General features: G+C 44.0%; 17 protein-coding genes, 1 tRNA gene and 1 pseudogene. 5 read left to right on the forward strand and 14 right to left on the reverse strand.

The window, feature by feature from the left end:
• Positions 1-4: 4 nt before the first annotated feature.
• The 8 genes from KE627_RS02245 to recX form a co-directional block, all read right to left on the reverse strand.
• Positions 5-1588, reverse strand: a complete 1584-nt coding sequence (locus KE627_RS02245; RefSeq protein WP_013728415.1) for a peptide chain release factor 3 — start codon at positions 1586-1588, stop codon at positions 5-7.
• Between the two features lie 154 nt (positions 1589-1742).
• A complete protein-coding gene (locus tag KE627_RS02250) occupies positions 1743-3767 on the reverse strand; it encodes a CDP-glycerol glycerophosphotransferase family protein (RefSeq protein ID WP_056939277.1) in 2025 nt (674 codons plus the stop codon).
• A 12-nt stretch (positions 3768-3779) separates the two neighbouring features.
• The gene (locus tag KE627_RS02255) at positions 3780-4637 is read right to left on the reverse strand and encodes a hypothetical protein (RefSeq protein WP_013728417.1); all 858 of its coding nucleotides are present in this window, start codon (positions 4635-4637) and stop codon (positions 3780-3782) included.
• A gap of 170 nt (positions 4638-4807) precedes the next feature.
• Positions 4808-5218: a glycerol-3-phosphate cytidylyltransferase gene (tagD, locus tag KE627_RS02260; protein ID WP_013728418.1), complete on the reverse strand. Its 411-nt coding sequence runs from the start codon at positions 5216-5218 to the stop codon at positions 4808-4810.
• A gap of 113 nt (positions 5219-5331) precedes the next feature.
• A complete protein-coding gene (locus tag KE627_RS02265; RefSeq protein WP_013728419.1) occupies positions 5332-6441 on the reverse strand; it encodes an AI-2E family transporter in 1110 nt (369 codons plus the stop codon).
• Between the two features lie 207 nt (positions 6442-6648).
• A complete protein-coding gene (locus KE627_RS02270; RefSeq protein ID WP_035181568.1) occupies positions 6649-7920 on the reverse strand; it encodes an ISL3 family transposase in 1272 nt (423 codons plus the stop codon).
• A gap of 204 nt (positions 7921-8124) precedes the next feature.
• Positions 8125-8676, reverse strand: coding sequence for a nucleoside tri-diphosphate phosphatase (gene ntdP, locus KE627_RS02275; protein ID WP_014940287.1), 552 nt, complete (start codon positions 8674-8676; stop codon positions 8125-8127).
• A gap of 93 nt (positions 8677-8769) precedes the next feature.
• Positions 8770-9567, reverse strand: a complete 798-nt coding sequence (gene recX, locus KE627_RS02280; RefSeq protein WP_013728421.1) for a recombination regulator RecX — start codon at positions 9565-9567, stop codon at positions 8770-8772.
• A gap of 89 nt (positions 9568-9656) precedes the next feature.
• Here recX and KE627_RS02285 point away from each other — a divergent pair, with 89 nt between their 5' ends.
• The gene (locus tag KE627_RS02285; protein ID WP_013728422.1) at positions 9657-10106 is read left to right on the forward strand and encodes a flavodoxin; all 450 of its coding nucleotides are present in this window, start codon (positions 9657-9659) and stop codon (positions 10104-10106) included.
• Positions 10107-10384: 278 nt separating this feature from the next.
• Here the strand turns inward: KE627_RS02285 and KE627_RS02290 are convergent, their stop codons facing one another.
• Positions 10385-11284: a YihY/virulence factor BrkB family protein gene (locus KE627_RS02290; protein ID WP_013728423.1), complete on the reverse strand. Its 900-nt coding sequence runs from the start codon at positions 11282-11284 to the stop codon at positions 10385-10387.
• A gap of 23 nt (positions 11285-11307) precedes the next feature.
• Positions 11308-12420 carry a non-hydrolyzing UDP-N-acetylglucosamine 2-epimerase gene (gene wecB / locus KE627_RS02295; RefSeq protein ID WP_013728424.1) on the reverse strand — a complete coding sequence of 371 codons (1113 nt, stop codon included), beginning with the start codon at positions 12418-12420 and terminating at the stop codon, positions 11308-11310.
• Positions 12421-12654: 234 nt separating this feature from the next.
• On the opposite strand from wecB, the gene KE627_RS02300 reads away from it, so the two are divergent.
• From KE627_RS02300 to KE627_RS02310, 3 genes are read left to right on the forward strand one after another with little or no spacing between them, the layout of a single operon-like run.
• Positions 12655-13602 (forward strand): glycosyltransferase family 2 protein, encoded by a 948-nt coding sequence (locus KE627_RS02300; RefSeq protein ID WP_013728425.1) that lies wholly within the window; start codon positions 12655-12657, stop codon positions 13600-13602.
• Position 13603: 1 nt separating this feature from the next.
• Positions 13604-14041, forward strand: a complete 438-nt coding sequence (locus KE627_RS02305) for a GtrA family protein (RefSeq protein WP_013728426.1) — start codon at positions 13604-13606, stop codon at positions 14039-14041.
• A 5-nt stretch (positions 14042-14046) separates the two neighbouring features.
• On the forward strand, positions 14047-14193 hold the full coding sequence (locus KE627_RS02310) for a hypothetical protein (RefSeq protein WP_169302119.1): 147 nt from the start codon (positions 14047-14049) through the stop codon (positions 14191-14193).
• A 75-nt stretch (positions 14194-14268) separates the two neighbouring features.
• Here the strand turns inward: KE627_RS02310 and KE627_RS02315 are convergent, their stop codons facing one another.
• Both KE627_RS02315 and KE627_RS02320 read right to left on the reverse strand, forming a co-directional pair.
• Positions 14269-14934 (reverse strand): amino acid ABC transporter permease, encoded by a 666-nt coding sequence (locus KE627_RS02315; protein WP_013728427.1) that lies wholly within the window; start codon positions 14932-14934, stop codon positions 14269-14271.
• Positions 14935-14946: 12 nt separating this feature from the next.
• Positions 14947-15773, reverse strand: a pseudogene (locus KE627_RS02320) (transporter substrate-binding domain-containing protein).
• Positions 15774-16076: 303 nt separating this feature from the next.
• Here KE627_RS02320 and KE627_RS02325 point away from each other — a divergent pair.
• On the forward strand, positions 16077-17450 hold the full coding sequence (locus KE627_RS02325) for a glycoside-pentoside-hexuronide (GPH):cation symporter (protein ID WP_056939207.1): 1374 nt from the start codon (positions 16077-16079) through the stop codon (positions 17448-17450).
• 110 nt (positions 17451-17560) lie between these two features.
• On the opposite strand, the gene KE627_RS02330 is transcribed toward KE627_RS02325, so the two are convergent.
• A tRNA-Arg gene (locus KE627_RS02330) sits at positions 17561-17633 on the reverse strand.
• Positions 17634-17685: 52 nt separating this feature from the next.
• A complete protein-coding gene (locus KE627_RS02335) occupies positions 17686-18975 on the reverse strand; it encodes a DEAD/DEAH box helicase (protein ID WP_013728430.1) in 1290 nt (429 codons plus the stop codon).
• Positions 18976-18981: the final 6 nt, after the last annotated feature.

Below are 18981 nucleotides of genomic sequence, written 5' to 3' on the forward strand. Positions count from 1 at the left end.
TAAATTATAGTTTGGCGGTTAATGTAACATCAGGGTACTTATCCTTGAACCAGCGAAGGGCAAATTCATTCTCAAATAAGAATAAGGGATTGCCGGCGCGATCCTTTACCAATAAGTTTCTGGAGGACGACATCTTTTCGTCAAGTTGATCAGGATCAATCCAGCGGGCAATCTTATGGCCCATTGGATCCATATTAACCTCAGAATTGTATTCGTTCTTCATTCTGAATTGGAAAACTTCAAACTGCAGTTGACCGACTGCCCCGAGAATATAGTCATTGGTGGTATAGGATTGGTAAAGCTGTACCGCCCCTTCTTGGACCAGTTGGTCGATTCCTTTATGGAATGATTTTTGTTTCATGACGTTTTTGGCAGAAACTCGGACAAATAGTTCCGGAGTAAACTGGGGCAGCTTTTCAAACTCGACTTTTTTCTTACCAGTATAAATCGTGTCACCAATCTGGAAATTACCAGTATCATATAATCCGATAATATCTCCGGCAACCGCCGTCTGGACGTTCTCTCTGGTATTAGCCATGAACTCGGTCACATTGGATAATCGCAGTTTCTTCTGTGTCCGATAAAGGTTAACGTCCATCCCCTTCTCAAACTCACCGGAGCAAACCCGGACAAACGCGATCCGGTCCCGATGATTCGGGTTCATGTTCGCTTGAATCTTGAAGACAAAACCAGAGAAAGTATCGTCATCCGGCTTGATTAAGTCGCCTTCTTCAGTCTTGTGGGCACTTGGCGCCGGTGCGTATTTCAAATAAGCGTCAAAGAACGTCTTGACACCAAAGTTGACCAAGGCTGACCCAAAGAATACCGGAGTCATATCACCAGTCGCAATTTTACCCTCGTCGAATTGATTACCAGCCATATCCAAGAGTTCAATGGCGTCTTTGGCGTCTTCAAACTGTTCGTCTTGAGCGAGTTGATCGTTGTTCACCGGATCATTATTATCGTCCAAATCAACAATTTCTGAAGACTGGTTGTTTTTTTCGTGATTATAAAGTTCAACGTGATGGTTATAGCGATCAAAAATTCCAGTCAAGGTCTTGCCCATGCCAATTGGCCAATTCATCGGGTAGGCTTCAATGCCTAACACATTCTCTAATTCGTCAACCAGATCCATTGGTTCCCGACCATCACGATCGAGTTTATTCATAAAGGTGAAAATTGGAATGCCCCGCATCTTACAGATTTGAAATAACTTCTTAGTCTGCGGTTCAATCCCTTTGGCGGAATCAATCACCATCACGGCAGAGTCCACCGCCATCAGTGTCCGATAAGTATCTTCGGAAAAATCCTCATGGCCCGGGGTATCCAAAATATTAATTCGTTTGCCACCGTAATCAAACTGCATCACGGAACTGGTAACGGAAATCCCCCGCTTCTGTTCAATTTCCATCCAGTCGGATTTGGCAAAATTACCGGTCTTTCGGGCTTTTACCGTTCCAGCTGAGCGAACGACGCCACCAAAGAGCAGCAGCTGCTCCGTGATGGTTGTCTTCCCGGCATCGGGGTGGGAAATGATCGCAAATGTCCGCCGGGTACTGTCTTCCTTTTCTAATTGTTGGGTATTCATGTTTACTTCCTTTCAGGCGAGTCAATAACTAATTAATTTTAACACGTTTTCGTCGACTCTCCTAGAACCCGCCTTAATTTCATTGGCTGCAATCCAAAACAAAGAGGATGGAAACAAAACATCAGCTTTGTTCCATCCCCTCTGTGATGTGAAATTACATACCACTTTCAATTTGATGCATGACGTAGTTAACCACTTTCAATGAACTCAAGCCATCGTTAATCGCACAGAAGCGGTTATAGAAGTTCATAAACTTCTCATTGGCTGACATATCAGGATGCGCCAAAGCATGGTTGATTTCGGCTAACAGCTGCTTGGAGTTTTCAGCAATTTTGCCAGGCAGATCCTTCTCATAGTTGAGATAGAACCCACGTAGTTCCTCCTTGTACAAATGGTAATCGTAAGGGTAGAACAAAATTGGCCGCTTCAGGTAGGCATAGTCAAAGAAGACTGACGAGTAATCGGTGATCAATAGGTCGGATACCAAATACAAGTCACTGATGTTTGGATAATTCGAATAATCGTAAACGAAGTCTGAATAATCGGAAATATCCAAAGCGTTGGAAATCAAATAATGCATCCGCAGAATTAAGACCGTGTCATCGCCAAACGACTTCCGGAAGTCATCCAAATCAAACGGCAACTCGAAGGTATACTTACCTTTCTCGGCAAATTGATTGTCCCGATACGTGGGGGCGTACATAACCACCTTTTTATCCAGCGGAATTCCTAACTGCTCTTTGATAGCATCGATATCTTCCGGTTGAGTATTGATTAATTCATCGTTTCGCGGATACCCAATCTTTAAGATTTGGTTATTGAAGCCAAATGCCGAACGGAAAATCTGCGTTGAGTAGTCGTTTGGTGAAACCAAGGCATCCCAACGATTGGCTTCTCTGACAAAGTTCTTGTGATATTTAACGGTGGTAGTCCCAGGCATTGAAACGTTTTCGATATCCAGGCCCAGCTTTTTAAGCGGTGTCCCATGCCAGGTCTGAATATAGGTCACATAGTTAGGCTTCTTAACCCAAGTTGGGAAGCGGGCATTACTGATCCAAAATTGGGATTTTTCCAAGACCCGAACCCACTTGTTGGTTCGCCTAATCACGTAGGCAATCTGATTTTCCTTACAAAACTTCTTCTGAGAACGATCAATGGACCAAATCATATTAATACCAGGATACAACGTTTTGAAGACCTTATAAATGGCGTACGGACTGTCACTAACCTGACGGCCGCCAAAGCTTTCAAAAATAATCGTGGTGTTATCGTATGGTGAATGGCCCGACTTGAACAGGAACCGCATTCTAACCAGGTTCAGTTTGTCTTGAATCATCTTAATGACATCAATAATGGTGCCGGCCTTGCCGCCAGCTGCACCCACCTTCTCGAGCAGAGAGGCACCAGCAAATTCCTTGACCAGGATGCCATTATCATATCGTTTTTCCAAAGTGATCTCACGATTACCAGCCAGTTGAATATCGGTTGATTGGCCGGCTAATGACTTGGAGATAATTAATCGCTGCTTGATAGATTTGCCGTTCAACTCGTATTCGATGAAAAGTTCACCAACTGAATTTTGGGGAATGTCGGTTAACGGAATGGCAACCGTAAACATCCCTTCAAACAGCTTTTTGGTCACTGGGTATTCCAGTGTGCCCTCGGTCGTGTGGTTTTTCAGGATGATGCGTTGATTTTTGATTAACGTCCCGTTGATCTTGTTATAACCGGTAATTTCCAAGTTTTCATCGGTTAAGTTGACCGAATTGATCATGAATTCTTCATCGGATTGGTGAGTCCGAATGTTAAACAACGCCATTCCCTGGGCATCGCTGTTGAATTGGTAATAACTGGTTAATTCAAGTTGATGACGATCACTTAAATATTCACTTTCAACTTGAATCACATTTTTGTTGGTCAAGTTGTTATTGATGAGAAAAATCTGCCATTCAAATTCAGTTTGATCCTCTGATTGGAAATGGAAGTCTTGGGCATCGATGTTGACCCGGATAATATTGTGGGACAGCACTTTGCTGATCGGCTTCATGATCGAGGCCAAGCTATTTTTTTCGACAAATAAAACGTAAGCAGTATCTAATGACACCGCAACGTCTAATAATTCAAATTCAAGGACTTGTTTGCCCTTCTTTTGATGGACACCTGATAATATCGCTCGCAATTTAATTTCCCCTTAATAATTAAAGATTCGTTTGCCTGGCAGGTACTTGGATGCATCGACAATGTTGTCGATATCGATGTATGTCCGGGCGTCTTCAATATTCATGTTTAACAAGACTTGATGATAAAAGGCATTAATATCGTCGTAGCGATGGTAATCGCTGTATGATAATGCTTTGGTGAAGGTCGACTTGCCTTGGCCTTCGTAGGCTGTCAGCATTTCGTCCTTTGAATTAGACTTGTCATCTTGAATCTCGCTTAATTCCTGAGGGGCAGCAATCGTTGAACTTGGGGTGACGTTATAACTCACCTTTTGGTCCTTCACGTAGTTGGTAAATCGGTAAACCAGTTCACCTTTAGCATTCAGCAGCAAGCTTTCAGTCAGTGCATCATCAACATATTTTTCAATCCCAAATAATCGATCAGCATCATCGTAACTGTTGATTTGGCTGATCCGGCTGCTTTTGTCAAAGTAAAGGGTATGTATCCGGGTGTTGTCTTCGGTAAATAAAGTTTCAGCGACGATGTTTCCGTCAGCGTCAATGTATCTGGTCACCGGCAATTTGCCCTGGTGCGCCTTAAAGGTCTGTAATCCAGACAGATCCGGATCCATGAAATCGGCGGCCTTTAGACTCACACCGTCATGTTCTGCGTAAATATCTGCCAGTGAAATTAAGCGCACGCTAGGAGTTCCCTTCGGTAGGTCAATCTTGGAAAATTCACGCTTTGCCTGCCAGATTTCATCAAAATCGGTCATTGCCAACAAGACAACCACCTGATACTGATTATTAATTAACGCTAACAGCTGTCGTCGAAATGTCGCTTTGCGAATTCCTTGAATCGTTGTTGCCAAAAAAATTGCTCGTCCCATGATTCTCCTCCTGAATAAAAACGAGGCTGGAACAAAACATGTAGTCTTGTCCTCAGCCTCATTTGAATCTTGTGTGCTACACATTTGATTGTGGGTATTGGTTTGGAATGTCCGTGGCGGGAAAGCCCGTCCAGATTGGCCAAGTGCCGGGATAACCAGAATCTCAGATGTTAAGCTTTCCAATCCTCGGTATCCGTTAAGCCTAAATCTTCTTTGATCTTGGTGGTTGAAATACCTTCCGTTCTTGGGAGGTATACGACTTCGCAATAATCCTTTAAGAAGTCAAACTTCCCTTTCCAGTCATCACCCATCACGAAGACATCAATGTCTCGGTCCTGGACGTCGTGAATTTTTTGATCCCAGTTGGTTTCTGGAATCACTTCATCAACGTATTTGATGGCTTCAAGAATGTATTTGCGGTCTTCGTATGACGTGTATGCTTTCTTGCCCTTCTCAGCGTTAAACTCATCTGATGACAAGCACACTGTCAGGTGGTCACCCAACGCCTTTGCCCGCTTGAGCAGACGAACGTGGCCTTTATGCAGCAAATCAAACGTTCCATACGTAATTACTTTTTTCATAGAATCTCCTACTTAATCATTACTCTGAATGTGAACTAAAATAAACACATCTTAAATAGTAGCATAATCACCGACAACGTCAATATTTATTAAAGATTATTAACGCTTTTGTGTTATTCCAGTTGATAAATATTATACATGTGCACAACCACTACTTTGACCACTGCGTAAAGTGGAACAGCCAGAATCATCCCCATCAGACCGGCAATGTTTCCAGCAGCCAGCAAGATGATGATGATCGTCAGTGGATGGATTTCCAGGGATTTTCCAATCACGTTTGGATAGACCAGGTTACCGTCGATTTGTTGCACAATGAGGACCACGATGATGTTATAAACCACGGACCACAAGCCACCGTGTGAAAACGAAACGATCAGTGCCGGGGCAATTCCGATATAAGGGCCCAAGTAAGGAATGATGTTGCAGATCCCGGCAATCACACCTAACAATAAGGCGTACGGCGTGCCAATGATGACATAGCCAATGGCCGTGAAAGTACCGACAAACAAACATTCAATCATCTGACCGGAAATGTATTTGGAAATGGTGTGGCTCATTTTGCCCAGTAAATCCATGGTCTGTTCACGGTGACGTTCAGGCAGGAATTTCTTAATCGTTGGGGCTAATCGATAGCCGTCCTTAAGCATGTAAAACAGGACCACCGGCACAGTTACGGCGATAATAACCGCATTGGCGGCAGCAGAAATAATGCCCCCCAAGCCGTTGGTTACGCCATTAAAAATCGTTTCAGCATATTTATTGACATTTGCCGACAACTTATTCGTCAAGGTCGTAAAATCAATCTTCTTGAGCATCTGCTGAGAGTTCATGTCCTTAAACAGTTTATCGACCAACTTCTGACCCTGGCTGGCAGCGTCAGGAATCTGATTGGCCAACGTAATCAACTGGTTTAAAATTTTGGGAATAAAGACGGTTGCGGCTAACGCAACCAATCCCAACAAGAGTAAGAACACCAACGTGGTTGCCCAGGTTCTGGTGATTTGGTGCTTCCCGAATTTGATTTTGGTAATCAAATTGACAATTGGATTGAGCATGTAAAATAAAATCCCCGCCAACAAGATGGGAATAAAGACCGTGGAAAAGAAGATGGCAATTGGCGAAAAGACAAAGTTAATCTTCGTAGAGATCCAGATGATGGCGACCACAATCAATATTTCTAGTGACCAAAACATCAGTGGGGAATTTTTTAATCGTTCGAACATCGAATGACTCCTTACCTTGATTATTTGAATAGTCATAACAGATCATGATAATTGCTTATAACGGTAATTGTACCATACATCGTAAAAGGAAATGATGGGGCTTTGGAGATTTTTATTCACCAGGAAATCATTCTTGGCCAGCGAAAAACGGCCACAATAAAGGTTCTTCGTCAACTGTTGTTGGTGAACAAAATATTGGAGTTCTAATCACTTGGTGATTAGAGCTCTTTTTGTATGAACTCGAAAAGCGAACAGCACTCTTAGCCGGAATCTGAAGAAGTTTCGGTAACCAAATCCAGTGCGTTTAATGACTTTAATCTTGTTGTTTGAACCTTCTAAGGGCCCGTTGGTGTAATGGTGAGTAAAGGTATTGCCAATTTCATCATGATGAGTCGCTAGGGTCTGGAGGGTTGCCAACATCTCTTCCGAGCAGCCCTCTAAGTGATGGAATACTTGATTATAGTTGGGCCAATCACGGTTTTTGATGGTTTCACGTAACCGATTCATCACGTTGTAAGTTTGCTTGAGCTCGGGATCAATGTCCAATAAAGCATCAACCACATCAGTGGCAGTCGCTGGATAAGGGAAGTTTGTCCACTTACGGAAAGCTTCGTAGTTGAGGTGATTTTCCGGCGTTAATAATAGTTTCCAATAGCGTTTTAGGGCGTGATACTCGCGTGAGGAAGTCGCCAGGGTTTTCATGAGGCGCACCCGCGTCTTATTAAAAGCTCGATTTAAAGCGTTAACCAAGTGGAACGGATCGATGACAACGATGGCGTTCGGAAAGATCTGCCCCACCAATTTGGGATAGGTATAGTTCATATCGGTGACGATAATTTTCACATTTTCTCGCGCAGCCTGGTCGTAATGCTGGAAATACTTTTGAAGCTGATAGATGGTCCTAAAGGGTAACAGGTCGATCAATTCGTGGGTTTCCGCGTCCATAAATTCAAAGCTCATCGCGTCGGTGGCGCTCTTAGTGCTTTTAACTTCGTCCATGAGGAGAACTTTTGGTAAATAGTGCCAGTTGGTTTGAAAGTCCCGTTCAGCGCGCAAGAGCTGCCGACCAACGAATGAATCCGAAGTGGATAACTCATCGGCAATGTGTTTGAGCGAAACCGGTTCGGTCAGTTTTTCTAAGCATTGTTTGCGGGTCGTATTTGAAATCGTGCAGTGTTTCGGCACCGCATTCGTCTGCGCCAGGAAATTGGTATGACAAGCCTTACAGTGAAAGTTTCGCCGATTGAGACACAGGATAACGGTGCTGCCCAATGTTTTTGCGAATCTAATGGTGGTCTTCCGCCAACCATAGCCAATAATTTGGTGATCATTGATAATCCCACAATTGCGGCATGCCTTGGGGGTGTAGTTTAGGGACCCCACCAATCGAATCACTCCATCATCACCCACTTGTCCTTCCTCAATTATTAAGTGTTCATCATCTATTCCTAACAACATTTTCGTAGTATCATTTGACATAGGGCATTTCCTTTCTTGACTTAATTCTGTGGTGGGAGCAAGTTAACGGACGGGAGATGTCCGCTTTTTTATTCTAATGATAAACAAAAAATCTGTCATCAGTAATAGATAAAAATCTATTACCAACAACAGATATTGTAGAACCACAATAAAAGGCTGTCGGCAAAATCCTCATTTTGCGGCAGCCCATCCCTGAAGAGTTGATTATTTATTTTGACGAGCCAGTTCCAAATAGCGTTCGTACCAAATGGCGATAAATTCTTTGGAAAAGGGTCCCTTCTCATTTTCAATCCAATCAACGAGAATGCGGACATTGCGTTTTAAGATGTGATCAATCTCTGGGCCATAATTCCAACGCTTACTGAAGGCCAAATATTCATCGGCATCCAGTAATTTGCGCCGGCCGTCTGGAAAGACTTTGACGTCCAAATCATAATCAATATATTTTAAAGCTTCTTTATCCAAAACATAAGGTGATGCCAGATTGCAATAGTAAGCAATCCCATCATCTCGAATCATTGCCACCACGTTGAACCAGTAATGCTTATGAAAATAGACCAGCGCCGGTTCTCGAGTGACCCAATGGCGACCATCGTCCTCAGTCACCAGGGTATGGTTGTTACATCCAATCAACGAATTCTCACTCGTCTTTAGTACCATCGTATCCCGCCAAACGCGATGCAGGCTACCATCATGCTTGTAGCTTTGAATCGCAATAAACTGACCTTCTCCAGGTAATTTTTGAAGTCGTGGCATGTATGGTACCCACTTTCTGACTAACCTAAAAGCATCGATTGTTCCCAATCCATTTTTCATTATATCAGAGTGGGCATTATTTTCGAAATTATTTTATTCAGTCAGCTTCGCCAGGGCAATTGTGATGTCATCCATCAAAAAGCCTTTCCGGAAAAGTGCCTGTTTTACTTTTTGATTGCGTTCATAGGGCTGAAGTTTGCGATACTGGCGCCAATACTTTTCTGCGACTTGATCAATAACCGCTTGATCCTTTGTTGCCATGTCGGAAGTATCGACTTGATTCATAATCTCCTCAATATCACCATAAGGGAACCCCCGACGCATCAAAAGCTCCTTGGTCTTGTTGATGGCCATTTTGGCAGAATCGCGGCGATAGCGTTTCAACTGTTTTTCGGCAACTTCACCGCCAATTTCAATGACCTCTTGAGCCGGATAATATTGGTTCAGCGAATTTTCTGCCTGGTCGGAAGCAACGTGTTTGTCTTTCAAATGACGCCGAATCCAATCCGGGCCATTTTTGCGTTCACGGACCACCGTCCGAACAAAGCTGTCTGCGTATCGTTGATCGTCAATTAAGGTTTGATCAGCCAGGATATCAATGACTTGATCGATGGCGTCCTCGTCTTCAGTCAGCTCAGCGAGCTTTTGTCTGACTTCGTACTCGGTTCGCAGGTTGTGAGCGAGATAATTCAGCGCCCGGCTGTGAAGTTTGGAAATGTTATCGGCATTTTTCAGGGTTTCGATTAATTGATCGTCCAGTTCCATTCCCTTGAAAACCCGATATTTGATGAAGACTTCTTCACTGATTGGAAAGGCGTATTGACCGTCCACATAGACGTTGAAGCGGCCTTTACGTTTCTGGGCTTCAATTTTAGTAATTGTTTTTGCCATAAGCGTCCTTTCTTTTCTGCGTGATTGAAATTCACTTTGTCATTTTGATTTGGTATACTGAGAACAATTTAAGATAGAGGATGAAAAATATGATTACTGCTCATGTAGTTTACGCAACAATTACCGGCAACAATGAAGATATTGCCGACATCGTGACTGAAGCATTGGAAGATGCGGATGTTCAAGTCGAAGAAACCGAAATTTCTCAAACTGACCCGTCCGTTTTTGAAAACGTCGATATTTGTGTTGTCTGCCCTTACACCTATGATGAGGGGGCTTTGCCCGAAGAAGGAATGGACTTTTACGATGATCTCTCCGACCTCGATCTAAAGGGTAAGATCTTTGGGGTCGCAGGTTCAGGGGACGTTTTTTATGAGGAATTTTACAACACATCGGTTGATAAATTCGAAGAGGCGTTTGAAAAGACTGGGGCTACCAAAGGCGCAGAGAGTGTCAAGATTAATTTGGAACCCGACCAAAAAGATATCGAAAAGTTGGATCAGTTTACCGCCGAACTGGTTGCCAAAGTCAATCAATAACCAGTCGGTTGAATCATCAATGGGGGAGGCTGAGACAAAAGTATACGCTTTTGCCTCGGCCTCTATTTCTTGTGATCCCATATTATTTATCAACAACGTGCGACGACGGCCAGCATGCTTGCCTAGCCTACATGGCAATCGGCTGATCCCGGCCATTTAAGAGCACAGATCAATCATTCCAAAACCAGGAATAACCGATCTGTGCGCTTAAATTCTGGGATCAAAACGCCTTTAGTCCCACTCTCTCCTTTTTGGTTGTCAAGATTACCTGCCCACCTTCATTTATGTTTCCTGATCTTGCGGGCCCGTTTCCAAACATTTTCAATGGCGTCTTCCTGCTCCTGAATTTTGCCCTGGCGAATTTCTTGAATCGTGGCATTGACCACCCCGCCAAACAGCATGATGACCCCGGAGAAGTCCAGCCAGAACATTAAGACAATGAAAGTTCCGATTGTCTTATAAGCATCGATTCTCTGAGAGAAGAATTTCAGATAAACGGTGAAGGCTTGGGCCAACAGCATCAACCCCAAGGTGGCGATCAAAGCACCGACCCAGACATAGCGGAATTTAACTTTGGCAGTCGGGACAAAATAAAACAGCAGACTTAACAGCAGCCAGGAAACGGCAATTGTTCCTGGCCATTTAACGGTACTGATCAGGTTCAATATCCATCCCGGGACGTTCAAAATCGGCGTTAACCATTGAAAAAACATCTGACCAAACGCAAAAACCATCATCAAGACAACCAGTGCGAGAACCAACACCAGCATCCAAACGAAGGAAATCAGCCGATTTGAGATCGCTGTTTGGTCGGCAGCAACGCCGTACGTTTTATTGATACTGCGCTGAAAAGCCGCAATCGCCCGGCTGGCTGACCAAATGGTCACAATTAAACCAACTGATAATTGGCTGGCACCCCCACTTTGCAAGGTCGAATTGATGATCGGTTCCAGCATGGAATAGATTCGATCAGGAAACAGCGGTCGCAGATAGACTTCAACTTCGGTGATATGAATATGAAATAAGTTCAAAATACTGCCGACAATGAAGAAAATTGGAAAAATCGACAGCAACGTATAGAACGCTAACACAGCGGCAGAATCGGAAACGTCTCCGGATGAATAGCGTTTAATAATGATTTCGATAAAGTTTTTAACGGCTTCGTATAATCGTTTCATCAGGCATCGACTTCCCGCAATTATTAGTTGAACTGGTCTCGGATCGCTTTTAGGATTCGTTCGGCGGCATGACCATCCCCGTATGGGTTCTTGGCTTCAGCCATTTTCTGGTATTCTTTGGGATCGTCAAGCAGGCGCTCCATCTCTGACTTAACAACTTTGGGATCGGTTCCAACCAACCGCAAGGTCCCAGCCTGAATACCCTCGGGTCGTTCCGTGGTGTCTCGAAGGACCAACACCGGTTTCTTAAGCGACGGGGCTTCTTCCTGCACACCACCGGAATCGGTCATAATAAAGTAACTCCGAGCGGACATGTTATGGAAGTCCAAAACATCCAACGGTTCAATCAAATGAACTGCCTTGACGCCGTCAAAGACTTCATGAGCCACTTTTTGTACCGCTGGGCTTAGGTGAACCGGATAAACCACTTCGACGTCTGGATGGTTCGCCAAGACTTCTTTAATGGCTTCAAACGTTCGGCGCATCGGTTCACCCTGGTTTTCCCTGCGATGCATGGTTAAGAGAATCATCTTCGAGTTTTCCTTCAGTTCATCAAACACAGAATGTTGGTAGTTTTCGGTCACCGTCTGCTTGAGGGCATCGATGGCAGTATTGCCGGTGACAAAAATATTTTGATCCGGATGATTTTCTTTAAGTAAATTATCCCGACTTAATGACGTGGGTGCAAAATATAAGTCTGCCAACACATCGGTCAATTGCCGGTTCATTTCTTCAGGATACGGTGAGAGCTTGTTCCAAGTACGCAGCCCGGCCTCCACGTGGCCAATTTTAATTTGGTGATAAAAGGCACTGATACTGGCAGAGAAGGTCGTGGTGGTATCGCCATGGACCAAGATAATATCAGGCTGGGCCTTTTCAATAATCGGATCCAGTTCGGTAATGACCCGGGTGGTAATGTCGCTCAAGGACTGGCCCTGTTTCATAATGTTTAAATCATAGTCCGGCGTGATATGAAATACATCCAGCACCTGATCGAGCATCTCTCGGTGTTGTGCGGACACAACCGTAATGGGTTGGAATTCGTCTAAATGCTGCTGCATCAGTAGGATAATCGGGGCCATCTTGATTGCCTCTGGCCGGGTGCCAAAGATGGTCATTACTTTTATTGGTTTCATCAATTAATTCTCCTTTTATGTGGTTAATTATATCAAAAATGGCAAGAAACTTAACAGCTACTTAATTTTGTAAAAAATATGATATGGTATAATCTGGTAGATGTTCATTTTTACATAGCGAGGTGGGATTCCCACTTCGGCCACTGATTTGGTCTGCTGCTCCAAACGGATTCCAGCTTACCAATAAAAATTGGCAAAAGCAAAGTCATTAACAAACGTACTGGAGGAAATATTTTGAAAACGATCAGTCTAATTGTTCCTTGTTATAATGAGGAGCCAACGGTTGAACTTTTCTACAACACGACAGAAAAAGTATTCGATAAATTAAACGCGTCCCATGAAGAGCACTACCACCCTGACTATCTGTTCATCAACGACGGTTCGGCAGATAAAACGCTGGACGTGATGCGGCGGCTTCATTCACAGCACCCAGACGAAGTCCATTACATTTCATTTTCAAGAAACTTCGGTAAAGAGTCGGCATTTGCTGCCGGCTTAGCCAACGCCCATGGCGATTATGTCGCTGTGATGGATGTCGACCTGCAGGATCCACCGGAATTATTGCTGCAAATGGTCGATATTTTGGAAGATCCTAAACAAGATTATGACGTCGTCGGCTGTGTCCAAACCAGCCGGAAACAGAATCCCATCAGAGCGTTTCTTTCAGCAAGTTTCTACAAGATCATCAACAGAATGTCAAAGGTCCAGATGAAACAAAACGTCCGTGACTACCGCTTAATGAGCCGCAAGTACGTTGACGCCATCTTAAAGCTGCCCGAATACAATCGCTTTAGCAAGGGGCTTTTCTCTTGGGTTGGTTTCAAAACCAAATACCTTGAGTACGAAGGGGTTCCTCGGGCTGCCGGGGAGACTTCCTGGTCGATTTTCCAGTTATTTGAATACTCGATGGAAGCGATCGTCGACTTTTCGGATGTGCCGTTAAAATTAGCGACTTTTGTCGGCATCCTGACCTTCTTCTTGTCCATTATCGGCCTGTTCTTCGTTGTCATTCGGGCCCTGTTCTTTGGCGGATCCGTCAATGGTTGGGCATCAATGGTCTCGATTATCCTGTTCCTAAGTGGTGTTCAACTGTTTAGTTTAGGAATTTTGGGAACTTATGTCGGTAAAATTTATCTGGAAACCAAACATCGTCCTAAATTTGTAATTGCGGAGAAACGTTAATATGATTGATCGATTGAAGAAGCTATATGATAAATACGAAGAACTCATTGCATACGCTTTTTGGGGTGTTGCAACAACCGTGGTTAATGTCGCTGTCTTTGCTGCGCTCCACCTATTCACCAGTTGGAATTACATTATCAACGCATCAATTGCGTGGTTTCTCAGCGTTTTATTTTCATACCTCACCAATAAAGCTTATGTTTTCCATTCTCCTTCAAAATCCTTGAAAAGCGATTTTTTCGAAATGGTTTCCTTTTTTGGTGGCAGAATCGCGACATTGTTATTAGAATTTGTAATGCTTTGGATTGGTATCACGCTCATGCATCAAAATCAAATATTAGTTAAAATTACTGAAAACATTGTCGTAATTGCGATTAATTATTTCTGGTCAAAATTATTGGTCTTTAATCACAAAGATCAGCCCAAGCAAGGACGGTGAATCAGTTGCCAAAAATTAACAGACAAACGCTCAGACAGCAGCGACAAGAATTTCCCGAAGGCTATTACACCAAAGCGGACGGCTTCAAGCTGTTGGCAATCGCCGCAGTGATGGTTGTAATTTTGGTTGTGGTTGCCAACTATCTCATGTAAAAACGATATGAAAAAGGTCGAAACACAATTAATCTGTGTTTCGACCTTTTTTTGAACCAATTTTTTGTATCACAGTTATCGAGCCAACTCCCGTTCCAACTGGGTTTGACCAATCGTCATCAGCCAGCAGAAGAACCAATAAACCACTGCAATCGTGATGTAAATGGTCATGTAATCCTGATTGGCACCGGCAACAATCTGAGCGTCCATAAACATTTCACTGACTGTAATCATCGCCGCCAGCGAAGTCCCTTTGAACAGATCCAGCAAAATATTTCCCAACGCCGGAATCGCAATTCGAAAAGCTTGTGGGAAAACAATCTTGGAAATGACTTTTCGGTATGGTAAGCCCAGCGAGTAAGCTGCCTCCCACTGACCGTGATCAACCGCACTAAACGATGAACGATACACCTCGGACACAAAGGCACTACAGTTGATCGTAAAAGCAATCACCGCGGCCGGCAATGCATCGGCTCGAAAGCCAAAGTAAATAATGAACAGCAAGACCAGCATCGGCACTCCGCGCATAAAGGAAATAAATGCCCGCGCGGGATAGTGCAACAATTTGTGGTGACTTAATTGGGCCAGCGTTAAGAACAATCCCAGTATTAATGACAAAATAAAACTGATCGCGGTTAATCCAATCGACATCGGAAAGCCCGCTAAAATTCTGGGAATTGAACGAAACGCTAATGGTGCGTTAAAAAAATCCGGAATTGATAAATACTTAATAATATCCAACAGCACCGCCCCTTACTTAATCGTAAAGGTCTTTGAAATGTGGACATGGGGCTGTTTAGTAACGTCAGCGTGATAATACTTCTCTGACAGCTTCTTCAAAGTACCGTCTTTCTTGAGCTCTTTGAGGGCTTTGTTGACCTGCTTTTGGAGCTTGGTATTGCCCTTCTTCATCAAGATACCAACACCTTTGCCATCTTCATTGGTTCTAAAGTACATGTTTGGCATGATCTTCAAAGTATTGTTGGGAACGGCAGCCAATGCTAATTTCTGCAGATAGTAGTCATTCATAATCAGATCAGTCTTGCCGCTTTCAACGTCTCGCAGATACACATCGTTTGAAACGTTGTTGTAGTTGACGGTCTTGGCGCCTAACTGCTTGGCAAGTCGTTGATAATCGGTTCCGGCTTCACCGGCAGCTTTTTTGCCTTTAATGTCGGCCCAGGAATGAATGCCTGAATCCCCCTTCTTTCGAACAATAATACTGTTAAATGAGTGCTTGTAAGGCGTTGATAAAGCGAATTCCTTCTGTCTTTGTGGTGAAACAGAGAAGTCATTAGCTGCCATATCAGCCTTACCCGTCTTTACAGCCGTTTCCTGACCATCAACGTTCATTTCTTTGAAATCAACTTTTTGGCAACTGCACGAACAACTTCGACATCAAAGCCGGTTAGCTTGTTAGTCTTTTGATCATGAAATGATGTTGGATAAAGCGTCCCCGATGTGGCAACTGTCAATGGACCCTTATCTGCTGATTTTTTCTGACCGCAGCCAGTAATCACCAAGCCCAGAACCGCAAATACGCCTAACAACATCAACCAACGGAACTTAATTCTGCGCATAAATTGTCAACCTCCTAAAGTTTTTGGATCATTATCATTATAGGCATGTGAAACCGATTTCACAATAGCTGATAAATTAATTGTTAAATATTATAAATCCCCTCAATTTTTGATAAATAATTGTTGGTCGCCAAAGTGATCGTCAATTTAGTGTTGGCTCCAAATGCTTTAACGTCGCATATTTTAGCCAATCAGTATTTAGTCATATTAGAATTGCCCTTGAACGACACTGAGATTGGCATATAATAAAAACATTTGAAGTGACAAGCATCACTTGTTAATCAATTCGAATGGAGGCTTTTGATGGATATCAGAAAAGAGGCTGCTCAGGCAAATTCAAAATTATCAACGCTTGAGAAAGTCAGTTATTCTTTCACCGATATGGCTGGAAACTTGCTCTACGTCAGCATGTCCAGTTATATTCTTTATTTTTATACGGATGTTTTTGACATTCCGGTTTCAGCAGCGGGCATGATTATCTTGATTGCCTGTATCGTTGATGCGGTCAGTGCGATTTTTTGGGGATCAATCGTTGACCACACGCATACTAAATGGGGGCAGAGCAGGCCATACTTTTTGTGGCTTGCCGTCCCTTTTGCGTTAAGCACCTTTTTGGCATTTACCGCACCAAATATTTCAGGCGTCCCCAAGCTCTTATATGCCGGGATTACTTATGTATTGGCGGCTGGAGTGATTTACACCGGCATCCAAACGACGATTTCCGCAATCCTGCCAAATTTAACCCTCGATCCCAACGAACGGATTGGCGCCAACTCTTACCGGATGGTCGGCAGTCTGATTGGGTCATTCGTGAACAGTACCTTTACCCTGCCGCTGGTAGCATTCTTTGGCAACGGTAATGACAAGCACGGCTTCATGATGACAATTGCCATCTTTGGCGTCGCAGCAATTGTCCTGCTGATCACGGCATTCAAGAACATGCGTGAACGGGTCCCGGTTAGCCAAAAATCACTGCCGTTCAAGCAAAGTTTAAAGGCAACTGTCGGCAACGTCCCTTGGTACCTCCTAGTGATTTCTTTTGCCACCTTTTGGATCGCCCAAGCTGATCGGAATAGTTTCTCGACCTACTATGCCAAATACAATCTGGGTAATGCCGAACTTGCCGCGGTATTCAGTGGTTTACAAGTTCTGGGGATCATCTCAAGCATTTCAATTCCGTTTATTGTTAAGATTGCCAACAAAACAGCAACCATGTTAATCGGCTTGGGAATTCGTGCTGTTGGCCAGACAATGATGGCGCTGGTTGGCGGCAACTTCATCTTGGTGATCGTTTCTTGGTCGATCGGCGTTTTGGGATCGGCTCTGGCAATGTCAATGCCATTTGCCATGTTGGCAGACACGGTCGACTTTGGCGAGTGGAAGACCGGTGTGCGGGCACCCGGCTTCTTAACCGCTGTGGGAAGCGCATTCTGTATCCAGCTAGGATCAGGCTTTGGCAGCTTTATTCCATCCAAAATCTTGGATATGACTGGCTTTGTCGCCAACAAGACCCAGACACCAGCAGCTTCAGGTGCGATTAACTTTTATTTTATCTGGCTGCCGGTTATCATCTACGCGATTGTCGCCGGCATTATGGTCTTTTATCTCAAGTATGAGAAGATGGAGCCAAAAATCAAAGCCGATCTTGTCGCGCGTGCTGAACAACGTGACGCCTAATCAAATTGAATTGATCCGATAAAACAAGAACGTCAACGATGAACGAAATCCATTCATCATTGACGTTCTTATTTTTAGTTCGTATTTCGTAAAAGCGATCGAATACGCCATGACCCCACCCGGACTCGAACCGGGATCAACCGCTTAGGAGGCGGGTGCCCTATCCAGTTGTGCTATGGGGCCAAAACAACTGCACTACAATTTTCTCATTTATCTCAGAGGCTGTAAAGAGAAATTATCCCTCCGTGCGCTTATGGTGCATCCCCTTGCGTTTGGAGTGTTTGTGCTTCTTTTTGCCGTGCGGTTTGGCGGGGATTGGCTTTCGGCCAGTTTTTTTAGCCTCACTGCTCCGCTTGACATCTTGAGACGATACAGTCTTTGAAGTTTTGGGTTCATCATCCAAATTAACCGGCTGCTTAGGTCGAGTATCAGACAACTGATTACCATCGAAGTAAATGTTGCTCAATTCATATCCGTAAGGCTTAACCAACTTCTTTAAATCTCTCAAATCGTGATCGTCACCCATATTGATCACCATGCCGTCTTGATGCATGCGGCCAGTCCGGCCAACCCGGTGAACATAAGTTTTCGGATCGGACGGCAAGTCAAAATTGACCACGACGGGCAGCTTTTCAATATCCATCCCCCGAGCAGCAACGTCGGTGGTCAATAATAAGCGAATTTTGCCGTCGCGAAAATCCCGGAGCGCCTTTTGTCTGGCAGTTTGCCGCTGTTCACTGGTCAACTGAGCAGCCTCTTTAATGTGTCGATGAGACAGGAAACCAGCGACTTTTTGCAGGGTGTCCAGTTGGTCAAAGAACACTAATGCCTTGAAGTCCTTCATGTGAAGGAACCGCAGTAACATCTGTGCCTTTTTCCGATTGGAAACTTCCAGCAAGGTATGTTTGACTTCCCCGCGGGTATCGTCAATGTCAGAGACATCAAAGGTCTGAATATCTTGCACAAACCAGCGATTCACATGCGCCAATAAGTCGTTTTGGGTTGCGGAGAAAAAGCCCAGTGTCACTGAGTCGTCAGCCAAATCCACCAAGGAGCGGATGGAAGCAAGCGTATCTTCACTTAATAAGTTGTCGGCTTCGTCTATCACGATCGCCTTCAGTGAATCCAATTTAAGTTTGCCTAAATCGATTAAGTTCACGATTCGACCGGTCGTTCCGACAATCACGTTTGGGTGCTGTTTTAATTTATCAACTTGACGATTGATATTGGCACCACCGATAATCCCTTGAACTGATAAGCCGATCAGCTTACCCCATTCCAATAAAACTTTTTGGGTCTGCATAGCCAGTTCGGCAGATGGTTCGATGACTAATAACGACAGCCCGTCTTCGGGTTGAATATTTTCCAACAGCGGTAAAGCAAAGGCAACGGTCTTCCCGGATCCGGTTGGTGCCAACCCCAGAACACTTTGGCCATCTTTAAGTGGTTGATAAACCGCTTGTTGAATCGCAGTCGGTTGGTTGTACCCTAGTTGCTTAGCATGCTCTTTAAATTCTTCTATCAATATGGT

It is taken from the genome of Lentilactobacillus buchneri (genome assembly GCF_018314255.1).
GTDB lineage: Bacteria > Bacillota > Bacilli > Lactobacillales > Lactobacillaceae > Lentilactobacillus > Lentilactobacillus buchneri.